Here is an 18,072-nt window from a genome sequence, read left to right as displayed (position 1 = left end):
AGGAAACCACATGCGCAAAGGAACGCTCGTCTTTATTACGGTTTTCAGTTTTGTGGTCATCGCGGCGTTGGTCAAAGCGTTGACGACGCCAATTTCCTTTTCTGCCAACATATTAGCCACGCTACCTTCGCAAAACCAAGGAATAGTCGCAGAAGCTGACAATGCGTTTTCTACTTTACTCACAGAAAAAGTGATATTTTCGGTATCCGGCAAAAATGCTGAGCCAGTGTATGATGCACTTTCTTCTATCCTAACTAACGCCAATTTGGTTTTAACGCAGCCCTCGAATGAGGCCTTGCCAGAAATTGCGTCAATTTATACCGACCACCCGCATTCTTTAATGACACCCGAATTTGAGCTGGCGCTGCGCTCTTCAGACGACATGCTTGCGTATTTTTCTCACTTTCTTTCGCAAGCTTCATCACCCTTTGTATCAGAGACAATCAATGCCGATCCCAGCTTTAACACCGCGGGCTTTATCCAAGATTTATTACGAAAAAATCAGAACTTCACATTGTTAGACAATCGTCTGTTGCTGTCTCATCAGTCGGAGAACATCTATTTTATTATTGCCCAACTGCCCAAAGGGCAAGCACAAGAGCCTGTTGAATTAATCAATTATTTAGTTGAACAAGTTCACGCGCTACAAACTGCATATCCAGGCGTTCACTTACGCTATTCTGGCGCTCCTTTTCACAATGCCGAAAATACACTGCTGGCAAAGCGCGAAACTACGACTTTTGGTCTGTTGAGTCTGCTGATGGTAGCACTGCTACTCTTTGGCGCATTGAGAACATGGAAGGCATTTTTATTAGCACATTTGTCTATCGTCACTGCGGTGATAGGGGGAGGCTGTGCCGTTGTATTAGTGTTCAATGATATCCACGTTTTAAGCTTAGTATTTGGTGTAACCCTCATCGGTATTGCGATCGATTATTGTCTACACCGGCTGGTTCATGAAAGTGCTGACAATGAAGCCAGAACTCAATTAAACGGCGCTATTACTTTTGGTTTTTTCACCACGGCTCTGGGCTATGTGAGTTTTTGTTTTACATCGGTTGCACTACTAAGCCAAGTTGCCATTTTTGTTATCGCGGGCCTGACCTTTGCGTGGTTATTTACTCTGTTAGTGATACCCAATTGGATCACGCCAACTTCCGTTGTACTCAATCAAACGTTTTTACAATGCTGCCAATCAATAGGCAGACAATTTAAACAGGGTCAGCGGTATTCGCGCTCAATTGGCATAAGCCTGCTGCTGTTACTTGTGCTGGGCTGGGCATTGTTAATGCCCCAGTTTAGCGCTGATGTACGCCAGCTCAATGCCAGTAGTGCATTGTTAAAGCAGAACGAGCAATACCATTTCTCTTTGCTCAACGGCGATGAAAAACGGTTTCTGATTGTCGCTAATTCATTAGAAAAAGCATTACAAACCGAAGAGGCGATTGCCCAAAGACCTGAACTTCAACATGCCGACATTCACATTCAAGGGTTAAGTCAATGGCTCTCGTCACAGTACAAGCAACGCAATAATTACACCCAAATAGCAAAGGCTGCGCAACAAGGCGTTTTTACCGAGGTCGACAATTATCTAGCTGAACCTATTACTTTGTCGCAATTTAACCCAATGACGTTGGAAGACTTTGACGGCACGACCCTGTCATCAGTGGTGCATATGTATGTGTACCAAACCGAAGGCCACGTGGTCACATGGGTGGGAGTAAAAGGGCTGTCTAAGGAATTAGAGCAACAACTACTCAACGATTTTGACGGCACGCTATTACGTTACAACAAAGTGGATATGTTAAATCAAGCAATGGCCCACTTGCTGTCACAACTACAGTGGATAGCCCTACTCGCTATGATTATTATCTGCGTGCTAATGGGGGTAGTAAAAGGCCTCGTTTATGGTGTGAAAAGCGCTCTTTTATTGATTCTGATCTGTGGTTTTTCGCTGCTATTCAGTTACCTTATTGACCAATACTTAAGTATTTTCAGTTTACTCGGCGTGATGTTGATTCTCGCACTCTCTGCCGACTATTTTATTTTTTATTCCACTCATAAATACAAAGCGCAAACCCAATATGCAGTCAGCCTATCGGCGTTAACATCGTTATTCGTCTTCGGCATTTTAGTCTTTAGCCAAACCCCGGCGATTCACAGTCTGGGGTTAGTCGTTATGTTTGGCATCATTTTGGTTTCATTATGCGCACCAATGATCGTTAGGGAGAAATCGTGAATTCACAAGCGTTTGATGTAGTCATTATTGGCGCGGGCCCCGCCGGCTCAGTCGCAGGGAGTATGTTAGCCAACAAGGGCTGGAATATTCTCGTTGTTGAAAAAGAACACTTCCCCCGATTCAGTATTGGAGAAAGCTTATTGCCCCAGTGCATGGCATATTTAGACGATGCAGGCCTGTCCGATGTGCTTCATCACTACGCTGATTCATGTGGTTTTCAATTTAAAAATGGCGCCGCCTTCTCAAAACAAGGCGCGGCGACAGCGTTCAATTTCACCGACAAATTCTCTGCTGGCCCAGGTACAACCTATCAGGTCAAGCGCGCAGCTTTCGACCAACTACTAGCCGAAGGCGCCGCACAAAAAGGGGTCACTGTGCGCTTTGGACATCAAGTGGTTTCGGTATCACCTGACGCGATGGAACCTAGCTTGCAAATACTCGACGAACAAGGCGAAACCTATCAAGTTAGTTGTCGATTTATTCTCGACGCCAGTGGGTTTGGACGTGTGTTGCCTCGGTTTCTACAGTTAGACAAAGTCAGCTCCCAACCCACGCGAAAAGCGGTTTTTACCCATATCAAAGATGCCATTGTTGATGAGACTTTCGACCGTAACAAAATACTCATCACCGTACACCCACAGTTTGAAGACATCTGGTATTGGCTGATTCCGTTTTCAGATGGCACGTGTAGCTTAGGGGTTGTGGGGCTACCTGAACAAATTCAATCCGAGGCTGGGCTGCTCACCTGCTTACAGCAACGCGTTGCTGAAACGCCAGAATTGGCGACACTCCTTGCGAACGCAGAGTGGCATCAAGAGGCTCGTGTTATTCAAGGCTACAGTGCCAGCGTTGAAAAGATGCACGGAGAAGGCTTCGCCCTGCTTGGTAATGCGGGTGAATTTCTCGACCCCGTATTTTCCTCTGGGGTAACAATTGCGATTCATTCTGCTTGGTTGATTAGCCCACTGTTAGATCAATATCTCAGAGGTGAACACGTTGACTTTGACGCCCAGTTTGCTCACCCTTTACAACAAGGGATCAACTGCTTTAGAACCTATGTAAACGCATGGTACACCGGACAGTTTCAAACCGTAATATTTGCGGCTAATCAAGACCCGAAAATTCGTGCCATGATCAGCTCAATACTAGCGGGTTATGCTTGGGACACAGACAACCCTTATGTGGCCCAAAGTGATCGCCGCTTTAATGTATTGCACGAATTGTGCGCAGAACAATCACTGCAGTCATAATGAAGCGTTTTATTGTTCTTTTATTACCATTGTTGCTCATTGGCTGCAGTGTTAATCGTTCTCAGAATAATGGTGCAGAACAGGTTGTACTGTCTGAGGCTGTAACGTTTGCCTTGTCTCCTCCCCCTGAGCACTTGTGGGGGAGGCAACTGTCTCAACTCCTATCGATCACATATGGAACAGAAACCAAACAGGTAGTGGTCAATACCGAGTTTTCTGCATCTACAATAGAAATGGTCGCCATGACCCCGATGGGTATTCCGGTAGTCGAGTTGAGTTATGTAGCGGGCGAAAAACTCAGCGCAAAACGTTTTATCTCTGTGAAAAACCTTGAGCCTTCCTATATTATAGCCGACCTGCAATTGGCACTTTGGCCAGTGGCGATACTACAAACGCATTTAACAGGCGATGACGTAAGGTTAACTGCGGAGCATGAGACGAGAAAACTACTACAAGGGAAGACCGTAGTCATGACGGTTCACTATCACCAGAGCAGCATAGAAATAGAACATCATCTACGTGGATATTCTCTCACGTTGACAGAGTTAAACTGAGGCAAGCACAGTGAGTTTTTTAAACGATGTCGGGGTTATTTGCGCATTAGGGCATGACAAGCAATCTGTGTTGAGTCAACTTTTATCAGACTCACAACAAAGCCCGTTAACGCAAGTGTGTCTTTCTACCCAAGGGCAAAGTATGTACGCCGGAGTGGTAGATACTCCGTTACCATCTGTGGCGCAGTTTGCTCGCCGCTTTCAAACGCGCAATAACCAGCTAGCACTGGCCGCTTTTGCTCAGATAGAGTCCAACTTTCTCAAACTCACACAAGATGTCAGCCCAACCCGCGTCGGGGTGGTTATTGGTACCAGTACGTCCGGCGTAAAAGAAGGCGAAGCCGCGCTCGTCAGCTACGAGTCAAACAAAACGTGGCCAGACACCTACGAATACGCACAACAAGAAATGGCAGCCCCTGCTGAATTTATTGCGCATATTACTGGCGCACAGGGGCCTAGCTACACAGTATCAACGGCATGTACGTCTGGCGCTAAAGCGCTCAAAAGTGCACAACTGTTACTACAGCAAAATATCGTAGATGTGGTGATATGTGGTGGTGTAGATACGCTTAGTCAGTTGCCAAGCAATGGGTTTGAGTCATTAGAATCCACATCAAAAGACGTATGTAGCCCTTTTTCAGCCCAGCGCGATGGAATTAATTTAGGTGAGGCAGCCGCACTGTTTTTGATGACTAAAACGACCAGCGACGTGGCGCTGCTTGGCATAGGTGAGTCGAGTGATGCTTATCATATATCTAGCCCAGATCCCTCAGGAAAGGGCGCGATAACCGCCATAATCTTTGCACTACGTGACGCCAACATTGATGCTAACTGTATTGATTATATTAACCTTCATGGCACCGCCACGATTTTGAATGACCAAATGGAATCGACTGCGGTCAATACCGTTTTTGGCCAGCACACATATTGTAGTTCGACTAAACACCTAACAGGCCATACTCTCGGTGCAGCGGGCGCTTTGGAGGCCGCATTCTGTTGGTTGCTGTTAACGCCTTCACTCAATACAAAGCGAAAAATCCCCGCGAATTGTAGTGCGTCAATGGACTCCAGTTTGCCTGCACTACAACTGGCAAACGGAGAGTATCTTCAAACCTTGAAATACTGCTTGTCGAACTCCTTTGCCTTCGGCGGCAACAACATTAGTATCGTTTTAGGGAGAGAGCAGTAATGTATAGCATCGAGCGTGTATTGGCTCACGAAGCCCCCATGATATTAATTGATAAGTTAGTCGCTTATTCCGAAGACAGCGCACAATGTGAAGTGACAATCACGCAACAGAGCGCATGTTATGATGCCAGCCTGAATGGCGTTCCCGCATATGTGGGAATTGAGTACATGGCACAAAGTATCGCGGCGTTTGCCGGGGCGAATGATATTGACGCGGGGCGACAAAAGCGCGTTGGCTTTTTATTAGGGACGCGTAAACTAACATTAAACACGTCCCAATTTACACTGAACGACACACTCACCATCACGGTTCAACGCATTTATCAGGAAGACACTGGCTTGGGTGTTTTTGACTGCAAAATAACAAAAAACGATGACAGTCTTGCCGAAGCCAGAGTCAATGTGTTTCAACCTGGAGAACAACACGAGGACACCACCCACAATGAATAAAAGGATTCTTGTAACTGGCTCAAGTAGAGGCATAGGCAAAGCCATCGCTTTGCGTCTCGCCAACAGTGGATTCGATATTGCCTTACACTGTCGCAGTCGTATTGATGACGCGATAGCCGTTCAAAAAAGTATTGAGGCAGCAGGTCGCCACGCGAGCATATTGCAATTTGATGTCTGTGACCGCGATGCGAGCCAAGCGCAAATTACCGCCGACATCGAACAACACGGCGCCTATTTTGGAGTGGTGTGTAATGCCGGCGTAACGCGGGATATGGCTTTCCCTGCAATGGAAGGCGAAGACTGGGATACCGTTATTCGCACTGGGTTGGAAGGATTTTACAATGTCGTTCACCCGACCATAATGCCTATGGTTAGAGGCAAAAAAGGCGGCCGAATTGTGACATTGTCTTCAGTATCGGGGATTGCTGGTAACCGTGGGCAAGTAAACTATAGTGCAGCCAAAGCGGGGATCATAGGTGCAACCAAAGCCTTGTCTTTAGAGCTAGCGAAACGAAAAATCACTGTAAACTGCGTAGCCCCCGGGCTAATAGAAACAGACATGACCGCAGAATTACCAGACGATGTGGTCAATATGGTCCCCCTACGCCGAATGGGGACGGTAGAGGAGGTAGCAGGTACTGTGAACTTTTTAATGTCTGACGATGCCGCCTACATCACCCGACAGGTAATTTCGGTAAATGGTGGGTTGATATAATGAAACGTGTAGTCATCACAGGTATGTCAGCCATTACTGCGTTAGGGCATGATTGGGAAACATTCAGCCAATCGCTCAAAGCCGAAAAAAACGCGGTACAAACTATGCCTGAATGGGCGTTCATCGATGGAATGCAAACTCGTTTAGGGGCGCCAGTGACCGACTTTGTCACACCCTCTCATTACAAGCGTAAAAAGATCCGTTCGATGGGGCGAGTCTCCATTATGTCCACACGCGCCACAGAAGTTGCCTTATCACAAGCTGGCCTGCTTGATGACCCAGCGTTGACCGATGGCAGCACAGGGGTTGCCTATGGCTCGTCAACAGGGTCAACAGCACCGTTGCAAGCGTTTGGCAACATGATGAACACTGGTAACATGAGTGGTGTGACAGCAACAAGTTATATCCAAATGATGGCCCATACCGCGCCTGTTAATATTGGCGTGTTTTTCTCTCTTAAAGGGCGAGTGATTACCACTAGCTCAGCCTGTACTTCTGGCTCGCAAGGTATTGGTTACGCTTACGAAGCCATAAAATTCGGGCAACAAAAAATCATGGTTGCCGGTGGCGCGGAAGAACTATGTGCAACCGAAGCCGCTGTTTTCGACACCTTATTTGCCACCAGCCTGAAGAGTGATACGCCGTCGCAAACCCCTCGCCCATTTGATAGAGACCGCGATGGCCTAGTAATTGGCGAAGGCGCATGCTCATTTATTCTTGAGGAACTTGAGCATGCACAAGCAAGGGGCGCAAAAATCTATGCAGAAATTGTTGGCTTTTCTTGTAACTCAGACGGCGACCATATTACCCAGCCTCGCTCAGAGATGATGCAAAAAGTCATTCAGCAGTCACTTCAACAAGCCAATGTTGATGCGTCGGCAATCGGTTACGTGAATGCACATGGTACCGCGACAGAAATTGGCGACATTGCTGAATCTACGGCCACCGCAAATGCACTCGGCTACAAACCCATTAGTTCTTTAAAAAGCTACCTTGGGCACACGCTAGGCGCTTGTGGTGCTATTGAATCTTGGGCCAGTGTAAATATGATGAACGAAGGCTGGTTTGCCCCCACAATCAATCTTGATAATATCGACGAGCGATGTGGTGAACTCGACTATATCCGGTCGGGTGGTAAGACAATAGACACCGAATTTGTGATGTCTAACAACTTTGCCTTTGGCGGAATTAATACGTCGTTAATATTTAAACGTTGGCCTTAACCAACAGCGCGAGCCCAATACTTTCATGTACTGGGCTCGTACCCTATTTATAATGCAACTAGCGCCGCATTATTAACAATTTCGTTTTCTAACAAGCTGATCCACTTGTTGTAGTTGCGATGAATTTTAGGCGGTGTTGACTTGTAGTCCAAGTTGTTACTATCAACATAGCGTATAGAAAATGTGGTTGTCGTATAATCGATTTCGATTTTCGCAAAGTGACTACGCACATGAATCTCAGCAAAAACTTTGTCTTTTGTTACATCAGTTACGCGCCAGCGTTTGTATTTAAGCGCGGCAACAATCGCATTTTCAGCCTGTTCTTGCGTCAATGTTTGAGTAAAGGATATCCCTTCCGCATTGTAGAGAGGTTTAGTGGTTGCACATGCAGTAAGCGTGAACACCGCAACAACGAGTAGGATTTTCCGTAACATGATTAGCCCTCGTATTTTAAAAGGCTGCATGATAAAACATAACACAACAGTTAGAAAGTACGCGCCGTAATACATGGCTTTTCACATTTCACTATTGGTTATCAATCATGCCGATTTCTCTCTCCCTGAAGAGTTAAATTGGTTAAGCCAGAAAGAAACCGCCCAATTAAACACCCGGCGTCACGCAACGAAAAAACGTGAGTTTTTAGTTAGCCGTTTTGCCATGAAGGCCTGGCTAGAAGCCAATGGGTACGGCACGTTAGATAAGCATTCTCTCACGCTCTGCGAACAAACCGGCTTACTGATTGTCGAGAATGAAGACAACACTTTGCCTCGCTTCTCTCTTTCTCACAGCCGCAATTACATCGCTATCGGATGCGTTAACCAGCCCGAGGCCGCGGGTAATTTCAGTATCGATATTGAATGTCCGAAACCACATCGAGATATCATGGCAATTGCAGAGGCGAGTTTTTCAACTGAAGAACTGGATAACGCTATATCTGAAGCCTCGTTTTACTCGCTTTGGACACAAAAAGAAGCCTTGTGTAAGTTAAGTCAACGCCCGCTTACCGACATACTTGGTCAGCCCGTGAGCAAACTGACAGAGCAACTCAATGCTCGGTTAAAAACACTACATCTTGCACACAATCTGTATCTTGCTGTGGCGACGTCACCAGCTCACGCCAACATGCGTGTTGATGTGTCATATATTCAATCGATCGCCGATTTATTTTCCGCTTCGTTGCAAAAGTCAGACTTCTCGGCGCAAACCTAGCGCATAGAATCGCGTTTCGACATACTATCTCAATGCATATTGTATCGCACCCACACATAGGTGTACCTCAACACCATCGCACTAACGTCGAGGCAACCTCGTCATTGAGAATGTGCCATACTCACGATAATTGCCGACCACTTGATGTCGATGTGTACGCTATAAGGAAGTGAATGAGGGCAAAAGCCATTCAATTAAAACTACTCGCTATGCCTGTCTTATGGATGGGCACGGTGCAATGTAGTTTCGGATTACTGGCGTTTTTCTTATTTCATGAGCCGGTGATTTCTGCTTTTTTGTTGCCCGGTACACTCATGTTGATCACCGCCCTGTCTTTGCTGTCGATTTTCAGACACTTAGATATTAATCATGCAAGCCTGCGAGACGCACTGATTTATGCCTCGGCGACTTGGGTTGTTACCGGCGCGCTAGGCGCAATTCCAATAGAAATCATCACCGATGTATCAATGGCCGATGCGTTTTTTGAATCAGTCAGCGCGCTCACCACAACGGGAGCAACTGTGCTCAGTGGGTTGGACGATATGCCAAAAACCTTTCTGCTTTATCGGCAATTTTTGCAGTGGATGGGTGGCCTAGGAATAGTAATTTTTGTTGTCGCCGTACTTCCCATGCTGAATGTGGGCGGGATGAAGCTATTAATGGCAGAAACGCCGGGGCCGATTAAAAACGATAAGCTCGCTCCGCGGATCAGTAACTCAGTGCGTCATCTCTGGCTGGTGTATATATTACTCACTGTATTTTGCGCCATCGCTTATTTCCTTGGGGGCATGAGTTTTTACGACGCCATAGCACATAGTTTTACCACGGTTTCAACTGGTGGCTTTTCCACTCACGACGCTAGTATGGGCTATTTTGATAGCCATTTACTGCTCGCTATTTCAGATGTGTTTATGCTTGCGGGAGCCATTAATTTCGCGTTGCATTATCGCGCGGTTTACACACGGGAATACAAGCAGTATTGGCAAGATGAAGAATGCCGTACGTTTTTGTGCATTGTATTTGTGCTCACCCTGATTTTAACCGCCTTTATCGCGTCTGGCGTAAACAGTGATTTACCCGGCGCTTTTAGCCTTGCGTTGTTTCACATTATTTCATTTATCACCAGTACCGGCTTTGGTGCGGCAGACTTATCCATGTGGCCAGCCGCAACAGGTTTTTTGTTAATTTTCACTGGATATTTAGGTGGCTGTTCCGGCTCTACCGCTGGCGGGAATAAAATTATTCGCAATATCATCAGTTTCAAAATTATCGTGCGCGCCATGCGAACACTCACATATCCCTACGGCACATTTACGCTTATGTATCAGAAGCGCAAAGTCGAAGATGACGTTATTCAAGCCGTCATGGCTTTTATGTCGTTGGCGGCACTCACCACATTTATCTTTACTATTTTATTGATGATGACAGGGCTAAGCTTTTGGTCTTCGTTGAGTGCGGTAGCGGCGTGTATTAATGTATTGGGGCCGGGGTTTGGTGAGGTGAGCAGTAACTTTGAGCCTGTGTCCGACGTGGGTATTTCACTGCTTAGTCTCGTGATGATTTTGGGCCGATTAGAATACTTCACTCTGTTGTCACTATTGTTACCAAGCTTTTGGCAACGTTAACGCGAAAGCGATGAAGACCACCACTGCGTAAGATCTGGGAGGCTAATGGCGTCCTTCTCAAGCCAGTAATGTAAGGCTGCGGCTACGCTTTTCACATCAAATAAGGCGTTGTGCTCATGCCCATGTAGCGTCACACCAATAGATTTAGCAACCTGACCGCTATTGAGCGACGCTTCTTCAATATCGTGCTTTTTTAACCACGCCTGTACGTTAAACATGCCGCCGCGAAAAAGCGGGAAAGGCAGGTTCACCAGTACGCAGTTGTCATGTATTACCTTGTTGTCATTGCCCCAGCTTAACACGGGTAATTGTCCGTCTTGGCAAAAGCGATGAAACGCCCTGACAGCTGAGCCCAAGTCTACGCCCAACTCGTCGATCATGGTTTGTGTGATCCCCGTCAACGCTGTGATGTACTCGCTTAAACACGGATTAATGCGAGGTTGAACCAGAGTGTTGAATTGGTCTTCTACACTGACGCCATTAGCGTCAAGGCGCAATAACACCGCCGCAATTTGTATAATTTCACGATGCTCATCCGGCCCTGACCAACAGCGACCTTGAGACCCTTCCCATGCGGTAAATTCAGTATCTAATAGCACACAATGCCAATGCGGAATGACGTCACTCCTTTGATATGGATTCAGAACTTCGTAGTTAATGTTTGAAGTATCAACTACCTATCATCTAGTATAGGAGTATAGTCTCAAGGACAAATAATGAGCAACCAGTACTACAGGAAACGCCTCCACCGCATTTTACAACCGGCTCGTCACGGTGACAGGTTAAGCCGGTGGTTCGATCGCGCGTTAATCTTGCTAATTATCACCAACGTTGCTGCGGTAATGCTAGAAACCGTACATTCCTTCAAAGAGCAATGGCACAACGCATTACTGATTTTTGAAATTATTTCAGTTTTTATCTTTACACTTGAGTATATGGCCCGTGTATGGACAGCCATCGACGCGCCCGCCTTTAGCTCACCAGATCAACCTAAATGGGTTCGCCGATTACGCTACATGCGCTCGCCGATGGCCATTATCGACCTGTTAGCCGTTTTGCCGTGTTATTTGCAGTTTTTCTTTGCACTTGACCTGCGTATATTGCGGCTGTTCCGTTTACTACGCATTATTAAGATTGGGCGCTATTCACGCTCTGTGCATATGTTAGTCACCGTCTTGCGAAAAGAAGCAAGAGTATTGATTGCCGCCATGTCGGTGTTGATGATCATTATGATTATTGCTGCAACAGGTATTCACTATATCGAGCAAGACGTGCAACCTGAGGCCTTCGGCAGTATTCCAATGGCAATGTGGTGGGCCTTGAATACACTGACTACGGTTGGTTATGGCGACGTTACTCCAATTACTCCTTTAGGAAAGGTATTTAGCGGTGTGATCACATTGCTTGGTGTGGCTATTTTCGCGATGCCAGCAGGTATTTTAGCATCCAGCCTGACCGAACAATTACGCATACGCCGAGATACATTTCGCAAGTATGTACTCGAAGCAATAAACGACGGAGATCTCACACCACAAGAAATTACCAAATTGCAAAAACTACGAGACACACTCGACTTGGATGATAAACAAGCAAGTTTGGTAATAAGTTTAATGCGTGACCAAATGGTGAAAAAAAATCCCCAGCAAGGGCAGAGCGCTGCAACGCCCACTGTATGCCCTCATTGCAAAAAATCACTCATCTCTGGCACAATTGACGAACATCAAGCCACTTGATTCTTATTTCCTCTAGGCTTATAACTAGTGCTCACAGGGCGAAAAATGATGATTTTTCATTCACTCCGCCAATCCCATTAGCCTCTTTTTAAAGAGTTTTTTATGTCTGTTAAACATCCTATTATTGCGATTACGGGTTCATCTGGTGCGGGAACAACCACCACCACCAATGCCATCAGACATATCTTCAGAAACCTCAGCGTCGACGCCGCTGTTGTAGGGGGTGACAGCTTTCATCGCTTTACGCGTCCAGAGATGGAAGTGGAAATTAGAAAGGCGCAAGAACAAGGGCGTCACATCAGCTATTTTGGTCCTCGCGCCAATGACTTCGAGTTATTAGAGTCGTTGTTTCAAGAATACGGCGCTTCAGGTAAAGGTCGATATCGCCAGTACCTACATACCTTCGACGAGGCTGTTCCCTTCAATCAAATGCCTGGTACTTTTACGCCATGGCAAGATTTGCCAGAAAATACCGACTTGCTGTTTTACGAGGGGTTACACGGCGGTGTGAAAACCGAAGACAATAACGTTGCCCAACACGTTGACTTACTGGTAGGCATGGTGCCCATTGTTAACTTGGAATGGATCCAAAAGATTGTCCGTGATACTACAGACCGCGGCCATTCACGCGAAGCTGTGATGAGCAGTATTGTTCGTGGCCTTGATGACTATTTTCACTATATCACGCCGCAATTTTCACGTACCCACGTTAATTTCCAACGCGTGCCGACAGTCGATACCTCTAACCCTTTCAGCGCTCGGGAAATTCCAACACAAGACGAAAGTTTTGTTGTGGTGCGATTCCGCCGCGAAATGAAGAACGTGAACTACCCCTATTTACTTCAAATGATAGACGGCGCGTTTATGTCTCGTATCAACACCCTTGTTGTGCCTGGCGGAAAAATGGGCTTGGCAATGGAATTAATTTTAACGCCATTGATTGAAGAGTTACTGGATAAAAAACGTCGTGCCGGCCAACAAATGGATTGGGTTACCGAAGAGTAACCGTTTCTTTGCTAACAACAAGCGGGTTAGTGCCTACTATTCATACTGACTATGATGTTTATTAGGGTAACCGGCTAATATTCGAGTCAAATATCATTTAAATTTGCCTCGACAACCTTTAAAATTCGGGCACTTCATTTGGTTGAGACTCCCATGCTCGATATTGCCCTTATCCTTATGGCCGCAGCAGCTTTGCTCGGCGTTATTTTCGAAGAAGTTATTCATATCAACAAAGCGAAGATTACCCTCTTTTTTGGGACGCTCGCTTGGATCACCTTGTTTATGTCAGCCCAAAGTGCGGAACATACGCAATTGGTCAATGAAGGACTGATCCACAACATCACAGAAATATCCACGTTGTGGCTATTTTTGGTTGCCGCCATGACGTTTGTGGCTTACCTCAACCGCAAAGGCCTGATCGAAACGCTGTTGAATCTCATCATGCCTCAGAAGATCACGATCAAAAAGCTTCTGTTCTTCTGCGCCATTTTCAGTTTTTGCTTTTCTTCGCTCGCAGACAACATTACCGCCACCTTGGTGTCTATTGCGCTAGTTTTGTCGCTAGGTTTACCGCTCAACCAAACCATACGATTCGCCGTCTTGGTGGTGTTTTCGGTAAACTCTGGCGGGGTGTCGTTAATAACCGGCGACGTCACAACCTTGATGATTTTCATGCAAGGTAAAGTAACGATTACGCAACTCTTCTATCTGATTTTCCCATCGTTTTTAGCCGTTTTACTGTTGGCGTCTATTCTGTCTATTGGCTTAAAAGGCGAAGTGAAAATCAAGAAAACCAAACAACCCGTTTCTACCATCGACTACATTATCGCGGGTATTTTTCTAGCTACTATCATCCTCACGCTAGTTGGTAATGTGCTGTTTGCCATCCCCCCTATGTTGAGCTTCTTGGCGGGTATGTCGATCATGTTCTTGGTCGCTAACCATCTTGGCGAAGACGACGATCAAGACCCCATCATGGACTACATCCGTTATATCGAGTTTGACACTTTATTGTTCTTCCTCGGCATTTTACTGTTAGTCGGCATGCTTGAGCACATCCACGCTCTTGAAGGACTATTACATCTGTATACCGTCATGCCACCCGTATTGGCTAACTTCTGCATGGGCATGCTGTCTTCGCTCATTGATAACGTGCCGCTAACCGCCGCCTTATTAAAAGCCAATATAAATATGGACGTTCAAGAATGGTTGGCACTTACTTACGCAGTGGGTGTGGGCGGTTCTTTGCTAATTATTGGGTCGGCTGCAGGAATCGTGGCAATGAGCAAAGTTCAGGGCTTAACGTTTGCCAAATACGGTAAATTTGTCCTTTTACTATTGTTTGTTTACTCAGTTGGCTATGGTTTGGTACTCACAATGGCAAACTATGTGATCCCGTACCTCTGACATTATTTGTAACATTCAATCTGGCCCAGCAACATTTAACTGCTTTTGCTTATGCCTCGGAATGGTTATAGTTTGTGATGGATCACAAATGGTCATTTCGTTCACTACACCAATAAGTTAGCGAACGAGACAGTCACATTACTTTCGAGGCATAAGATGGGTCAGGAAACCTCCAAAATACTTGTAGTCGACGACGATATGCGTTTGCGCAGTTTGCTTGAGCGCTATTTGGTTGAACAAGGTTTTCAAGTACGTAGTGCAGCTAATGCTGAGCAAATGGACCGACTACTTGAACGTGAAAATTTTCACTTGATGGTACTCGACTTGATGTTGCCCGGCGAAGACGGCCTATCAATTTGCCGCAGACTGCGTCAAAAAGGCAGTGACATGCCCATTATTATGCTCACCGCAAAAGGCGACGAAGTAGACCGAATTATTGGCCTTGAAATGGGCGCTGACGATTACCTCCCCAAACCCTTTAACCCGAGAGAGTTGCTAGCACGAGCCAAAGCTGTGTTGCGCCGTCAAACCAGCGAAGCGCCTGGCGCGCCATCAATGGAAGAACAAGTCGTAGAATTTGGTACATATCGCCTTAATCTTGCCACGCGTGAAATGAGTAACAACGGCGAGCCGATGACACTCACCAGCGGTGAGTTTGCGGTACTGAAATCCCTGGTCACTCACCCTCGTGAGCCACTGTCGCGTGACAAGCTGATGAATCTGGCTCGGGGTAGAGATTACAGCGCGCTAGAACGCAGCATCGATGTACAAGTTTCTCGCTTGCGCAGAATGCTCGAAAAAGACCCTGCCAGCCCCCGTTACATTCAAACGGTTTGGGGTTTGGGCTATGTGTTTGTGCCCGATGGCGAGCATCACGGCTAACATACGAACCTCGGAGTAAACGCAGCCTGTGAGACTGCTTCCCAAAAGTGTATTCGGACAAACAGTTTTGATGATTGGTGTTTTGCTACTCATCAATCAGGTGGTGTCGTATTTGTCGGTCACCTATTACTTTATACGCCCCGCCTATGAACAAATTAATAGCCTGTTAGCCACACAAGTCCAAGCCATTAAAGTGTCGGAACTCAGTCATGCAACGCCTGAAGACCGTGTAGACTTTGAACGTGAAACAGGCATTCACTTCTACGACTACCAAAGTGCCATGCAAGCCGGCCTGCGGAACGCCGTTTACTACGAATTGATGTCGGGGCAAATCAGCCACCTGATTGGCGAAGGAGCCTCGGTACAAATCAGCACCTCAGATTCTGTGAAAAGTACGTCACCCTACATTGTGTGGGTAAATACCGCATCAGCGCCAAAAACATGGATCGCCATTCCTGTTTCAGGCATGACAGAAACTAATATTTTCCCGCCAACCATGTACTTAATGGTTATTGGTATACTCAGTGTGGTGGGGGGCTGGTTATTCGTAAGACGACTAAACCGGCCATTGCAATCATTACAAAAAGCCGCCTTACAGGTGGGGCGAGGACGATTCCCACCGCCATTAGAGGAACAAGGCAGTAGCGAGATTATTGCTGTAACACAGGCTTTCAACCGCATGAATCAAGGGATTCAGCAATTGGAGCACGACCGTACCCTAATGACTGCGGGTATCTCACATGACTTGCGCACCCCATTAACGCGTATTCGCCTTGCCTCCGAAATGCTGCCTGATGAACAAGGCTGGATCAAAGACGGCATTGTGAACGACATCGAAGACATGAACGCCATTATCGACCAATTTATCGATTATGCGCGGTTAGACCAGCAGGAAAAACGCGACCGTACCAATTTGAACCAACTCGTTGAAGAGTTAGTGCAAGTACGTCAATTTGATGAAAGCCATCAGATTTGCCTCAATCTCCAGTCTCTTCCGGAAATCGCATTGAGTCGAGTGGCGGTTAAACGAGTTATTGAAAACCTGATCGAAAATGCCTTTCGTTATGGCAGCAACAACATTGAAGTACAATCTGAATATCACGCTCGGCAGAAGCAAGTGATCTTGCGTGTTCGCGACTACGGACCAGGCGTACCAGAGAATGAACTCAACGACATGTTCATGCCTTTCACCCAAGGTGACAAGGCCCGTGGCAGTGGTGGCTCAGGGCTGGGCTTAGCAATTACCAAACGCATTATTGAAATGCACGGAGGCCAAATTCGTTTACGCAATCATGAACAAAAGGGCTTGGTTGCTGAGTTTTGGTTACCAACAGTATTAAAGTAACCCACTTCGCGCTTTTATCTTACGGCTGTAGAGCCAAGTCATTACCCACAACCACACCGCAGCAATGGGGATCACCCAAAACGCAATTTGTAAGGGAGCAAATTGCGCCCACAATCCAGTACCAAAAGACGCCACCTGTACACCGACAGAATTTCCGATAACACACACGCCCGATAAGACCGGCCCTTTATCTGCGTCGATATTCATCGCCGCCGACAAGATCAATGGGAACAAACCGCCTAATCCTAAGCCCAGTACAAAGTTCCCTGCCCCCATCGCAACGGGGTTGTGCATCAACTTAATCAAAAGCGCGCCACACAAGGTCATACTGGCGAGGACCACGGCTAAACGATGCACCGTTAACCAACGCAAAAAGAAAGCAAAACACAGTCGGCTCAACACCATCCCCGCCGTAAAAAACGCAAACACGTAACGGGCGGTATCTCCGTCAAACCCATGACCGTTTTGGGCATAACTCACAAACCAATTGGCAGTACCGAATTCTACGGCACCGTAACCAAAACCAGACAGCGCAAGCAGCAAAAACACCGGCTGCTTTAATACGCTTGTGTAACTTAACGACGCCGACTTTTCTTTTACGACATTGGCTTGCTTTCTCGCTCGCGTATCAGCTCGCGCGACAAGATAGGTATAAAGGCTAAGCAACACAGCGTACCCAGCTAAGAAGCGGGTAGCCCAACGCCAATCAAAATCAAAAAAATACAGTAGCGAAATATACAATGGCGCGGCTAACGTACCAGAGCTAAACATAAAATCCATTAAGCCCATCATGGCAAAGCGGCGTTGTTCGTACATTTGTGCTATCAGAGTATGGCCAATAGTGACCATGCAGGAACTAAACACGCCCAGTACTGCCATCAAAACCATAAGATAAGGCCACCACGTTACGCTACTGATCAGCAGCAATAACACCCCATCGATAAGGGTTAACACCGAAAAAAGAGTCAGAAAATCAAAGTTTCGCACATACTTACCACCCAGTATGGCACCAGCAATCATCCCCATAGAAAAGAGTGTAAATAAAGTACCGGCAGCTAATTCAGACAACCCTAAGTCTCGGATCAGGTCGGGTAGAATAATGCCCCACAAGATGAACACCATTCCAAGAAAGAAAAAGCCAACGAAAATAATGGTCGTCGCTGCACGCGTATTCATGTATGCCCTTTATCAAACTGCCAGCCCTATATGGCTGATATGCAGGCATACTGACACAGCGTAAAAAAGAC

General features: G+C 46.5%; 17 protein-coding genes. 14 read left to right on the top strand and 3 right to left on the bottom strand.

The genetic code is table 11. The features are described 5' to 3' along the window. Window positions 1-10: 10 nt before the first annotated feature. From ACXAH6_RS04350 to ACXAH6_RS04320, 7 genes are read left to right on the top strand one after another with little or no spacing between them, the layout of a single operon-like run. Window positions 11-2,239 carry an MMPL family transporter gene (locus ACXAH6_RS04350; protein WP_474875413.1) on the top strand — a complete coding sequence of 743 codons (2,229 nt, stop codon included), beginning with the start codon at window positions 11-13 and terminating at the stop codon, window positions 2,237-2,239. Further along, entirely contained in the window at window positions 2,233-3,489 is a 1,257-nt protein-coding gene (locus ACXAH6_RS04345; RefSeq protein ID WP_474875570.1) for an NAD(P)/FAD-dependent oxidoreductase, read from the top strand. The genes ACXAH6_RS04350 and ACXAH6_RS04345 overlap by 7 nt, the downstream gene beginning before the upstream one ends. Then, entirely contained in the window at window positions 3,489-4,043 is a 555-nt protein-coding gene (locus ACXAH6_RS04340) for a DUF3261 domain-containing protein (RefSeq protein WP_474875412.1), read from the top strand. The genes ACXAH6_RS04345 and ACXAH6_RS04340 overlap by 1 nt, the downstream gene beginning before the upstream one ends. A gap of 10 nt (window positions 4,044-4,053) precedes the next feature. Next, on the top strand, window positions 4,054-5,232 hold the full coding sequence (locus tag ACXAH6_RS04335) for a beta-ketoacyl-ACP synthase (RefSeq protein ID WP_474875411.1): 1,179 nt from the start codon (window positions 4,054-4,056) through the stop codon (window positions 5,230-5,232). Further along, window positions 5,232-5,681, top strand: a complete 450-nt coding sequence (locus tag ACXAH6_RS04330) for a hotdog family protein (protein WP_474875410.1) — start codon at window positions 5,232-5,234, stop codon at window positions 5,679-5,681. The genes ACXAH6_RS04335 and ACXAH6_RS04330 overlap by 1 nt, the downstream gene beginning before the upstream one ends. Next, a complete protein-coding gene (fabG, locus tag ACXAH6_RS04325) occupies window positions 5,674-6,396 on the top strand; it encodes a 3-oxoacyl-ACP reductase FabG (RefSeq protein WP_474875409.1) in 723 nt (240 codons plus the stop codon). Before ACXAH6_RS04330 ends, fabG begins: the two co-directional genes overlap by 8 nt. Next, window positions 6,396-7,619: a beta-ketoacyl-ACP synthase gene (locus ACXAH6_RS04320; RefSeq protein ID WP_474875408.1), complete on the top strand. Its 1,224-nt coding sequence runs from the start codon at window positions 6,396-6,398 to the stop codon at window positions 7,617-7,619. The genes fabG and ACXAH6_RS04320 overlap by 1 nt, the downstream gene beginning before the upstream one ends. Window positions 7,620-7,666: 47 nt before the next feature. On the opposite strand, the gene ACXAH6_RS04315 is transcribed toward ACXAH6_RS04320, so the two are convergent. After that, complete coding sequence (locus tag ACXAH6_RS04315) at window positions 7,667-8,053, bottom strand: hypothetical protein (protein WP_474875407.1); 387 nt, start codon at window positions 8,051-8,053, stop codon at window positions 7,667-7,669. A gap of 73 nt (window positions 8,054-8,126) precedes the next feature. On the opposite strand from ACXAH6_RS04315, the gene ACXAH6_RS04310 reads away from it, so the two are divergent. Both ACXAH6_RS04310 and ACXAH6_RS04305 read left to right on the top strand, forming a co-directional pair. Next, window positions 8,127-8,828, top strand: a complete 702-nt coding sequence (locus tag ACXAH6_RS04310; RefSeq protein WP_474875406.1) for a 4'-phosphopantetheinyl transferase family protein — start codon at window positions 8,127-8,129, stop codon at window positions 8,826-8,828. 173 nt (window positions 8,829-9,001) lie between these two features. Further along, complete coding sequence (locus ACXAH6_RS04305) at window positions 9,002-10,453, top strand: TrkH family potassium uptake protein (RefSeq protein ID WP_474875405.1); 1,452 nt, start codon at window positions 9,002-9,004, stop codon at window positions 10,451-10,453. On the opposite strand, the gene ACXAH6_RS04300 is transcribed toward ACXAH6_RS04305, so the two are convergent. Further along, complete coding sequence (locus ACXAH6_RS04300; RefSeq protein WP_474875404.1) at window positions 10,450-11,052, bottom strand: 3'-5' exonuclease; 603 nt, start codon at window positions 11,050-11,052, stop codon at window positions 10,450-10,452. The two genes, ACXAH6_RS04305 and ACXAH6_RS04300, sit on opposite strands and share 4 nt — an antisense overlap. A 117-nt stretch (window positions 11,053-11,169) precedes the next feature. Here ACXAH6_RS04300 and ACXAH6_RS04295 point away from each other — a divergent pair, with 117 nt between their 5' ends. The 5 genes from ACXAH6_RS04295 to envZ all read left to right on the top strand — a co-directional run bounded on the left by ACXAH6_RS04295 (window position 11,170) and on the right by envZ (window position 16,825). After that, window positions 11,170-12,186, top strand: a complete 1,017-nt coding sequence (locus tag ACXAH6_RS04295; protein ID WP_474875403.1) for an ion transporter — start codon at window positions 11,170-11,172, stop codon at window positions 12,184-12,186. Window positions 12,187-12,288: 102 nt separating this feature from the next. Next, the gene (locus tag ACXAH6_RS04290) at window positions 12,289-13,191 is read left to right on the top strand and encodes a phosphoribulokinase (protein WP_474875402.1); all 903 of its coding nucleotides are present in this window, start codon (window positions 12,289-12,291) and stop codon (window positions 13,189-13,191) included. 153 nt (window positions 13,192-13,344) lie between these two features. Then, on the top strand, window positions 13,345-14,598 hold the full coding sequence (gene nhaD, locus ACXAH6_RS04285; protein WP_474875401.1) for a sodium:proton antiporter NhaD: 1,254 nt from the start codon (window positions 13,345-13,347) through the stop codon (window positions 14,596-14,598). 156 nt (window positions 14,599-14,754) lie between these two features. Beyond that, window positions 14,755-15,480, top strand: a complete 726-nt coding sequence (gene ompR, locus ACXAH6_RS04280; protein ID WP_474875400.1) for an osmolarity response regulator transcription factor OmpR — start codon at window positions 14,755-14,757, stop codon at window positions 15,478-15,480. A 28-nt stretch (window positions 15,481-15,508) separates the two neighbouring features. Next, entirely contained in the window at window positions 15,509-16,825 is a 1,317-nt protein-coding gene (gene envZ / locus ACXAH6_RS04275; RefSeq protein WP_474875399.1) for a two-component system sensor histidine kinase EnvZ, read from the top strand. Here the strand turns inward: envZ and ACXAH6_RS04270 are convergent. Then, window positions 16,817-18,001: an MFS transporter gene (locus ACXAH6_RS04270; RefSeq protein ID WP_474875398.1), complete on the bottom strand. Its 1,185-nt coding sequence runs from the start codon at window positions 17,999-18,001 to the stop codon at window positions 16,817-16,819. The genes envZ and ACXAH6_RS04270 overlap by 9 nt on opposite strands. Window positions 18,002-18,072: the final 71 nt, after the last annotated feature.

It is taken from the genome of Alteromonas sp. ABE4_545 (assembly GCF_056161325.1).
Note: the sequence above shows the minus strand (reverse complement) of the source record. Positions and strands in the feature narration are given on the sequence as shown.

Excerpts from the sequence above, each read along its gene's own strand:
- nhaD (WP_474875401.1), top strand. The coding sequence starts at position 13,345 with ATGCTCGATATTGCCCTTATCCTTATGGCCGCAGCAGCTTTGCTCGGC.
- ACXAH6_RS04350 (WP_474875413.1), top strand. The coding sequence starts at position 11 with ATGCGCAAAGGAACGCTCGTCTTTATTACGGTTTTCAGTTTTGTGGTC.
- ACXAH6_RS04330 (WP_474875410.1), top strand. The coding sequence starts at position 5,232 with ATGTATAGCATCGAGCGTGTATTGGCTCACGAAGCCCCCATGATATTA.
- ompR (WP_474875400.1), top strand. The coding sequence starts at position 14,755 with ATGGGTCAGGAAACCTCCAAAATACTTGTAGTCGACGACGATATGCGT.
- ACXAH6_RS04340 (WP_474875412.1), top strand. The coding sequence starts at position 3,489 with ATGAAGCGTTTTATTGTTCTTTTATTACCATTGTTGCTCATTGGCTGC.
- fabG (WP_474875409.1), top strand. The coding sequence starts at position 5,674 with ATGAATAAAAGGATTCTTGTAACTGGCTCAAGTAGAGGCATAGGCAAA.
- ACXAH6_RS04290 (WP_474875402.1), top strand. The coding sequence starts at position 12,289 with ATGTCTGTTAAACATCCTATTATTGCGATTACGGGTTCATCTGGTGCG.
- ACXAH6_RS04315 (WP_474875407.1), bottom strand. The coding sequence starts at position 8,053 with ATGTTACGGAAAATCCTACTCGTTGTTGCGGTGTTCACGCTTACTGCA.
- ACXAH6_RS04305 (WP_474875405.1), top strand. The coding sequence starts at position 9,002 with ATGAGGGCAAAAGCCATTCAATTAAAACTACTCGCTATGCCTGTCTTA.
- ACXAH6_RS04310 (WP_474875406.1), top strand. The coding sequence starts at position 8,127 with ATGGCTTTTCACATTTCACTATTGGTTATCAATCATGCCGATTTCTCT.
- ACXAH6_RS04270 (WP_474875398.1), bottom strand. The coding sequence starts at position 18,001 with ATGAATACGCGTGCAGCGACGACCATTATTTTCGTTGGCTTTTTCTTT.
- ACXAH6_RS04320 (WP_474875408.1), top strand. The coding sequence starts at position 6,396 with ATGAAACGTGTAGTCATCACAGGTATGTCAGCCATTACTGCGTTAGGG.
- ACXAH6_RS04295 (WP_474875403.1), top strand. The coding sequence starts at position 11,170 with ATGAGCAACCAGTACTACAGGAAACGCCTCCACCGCATTTTACAACCG.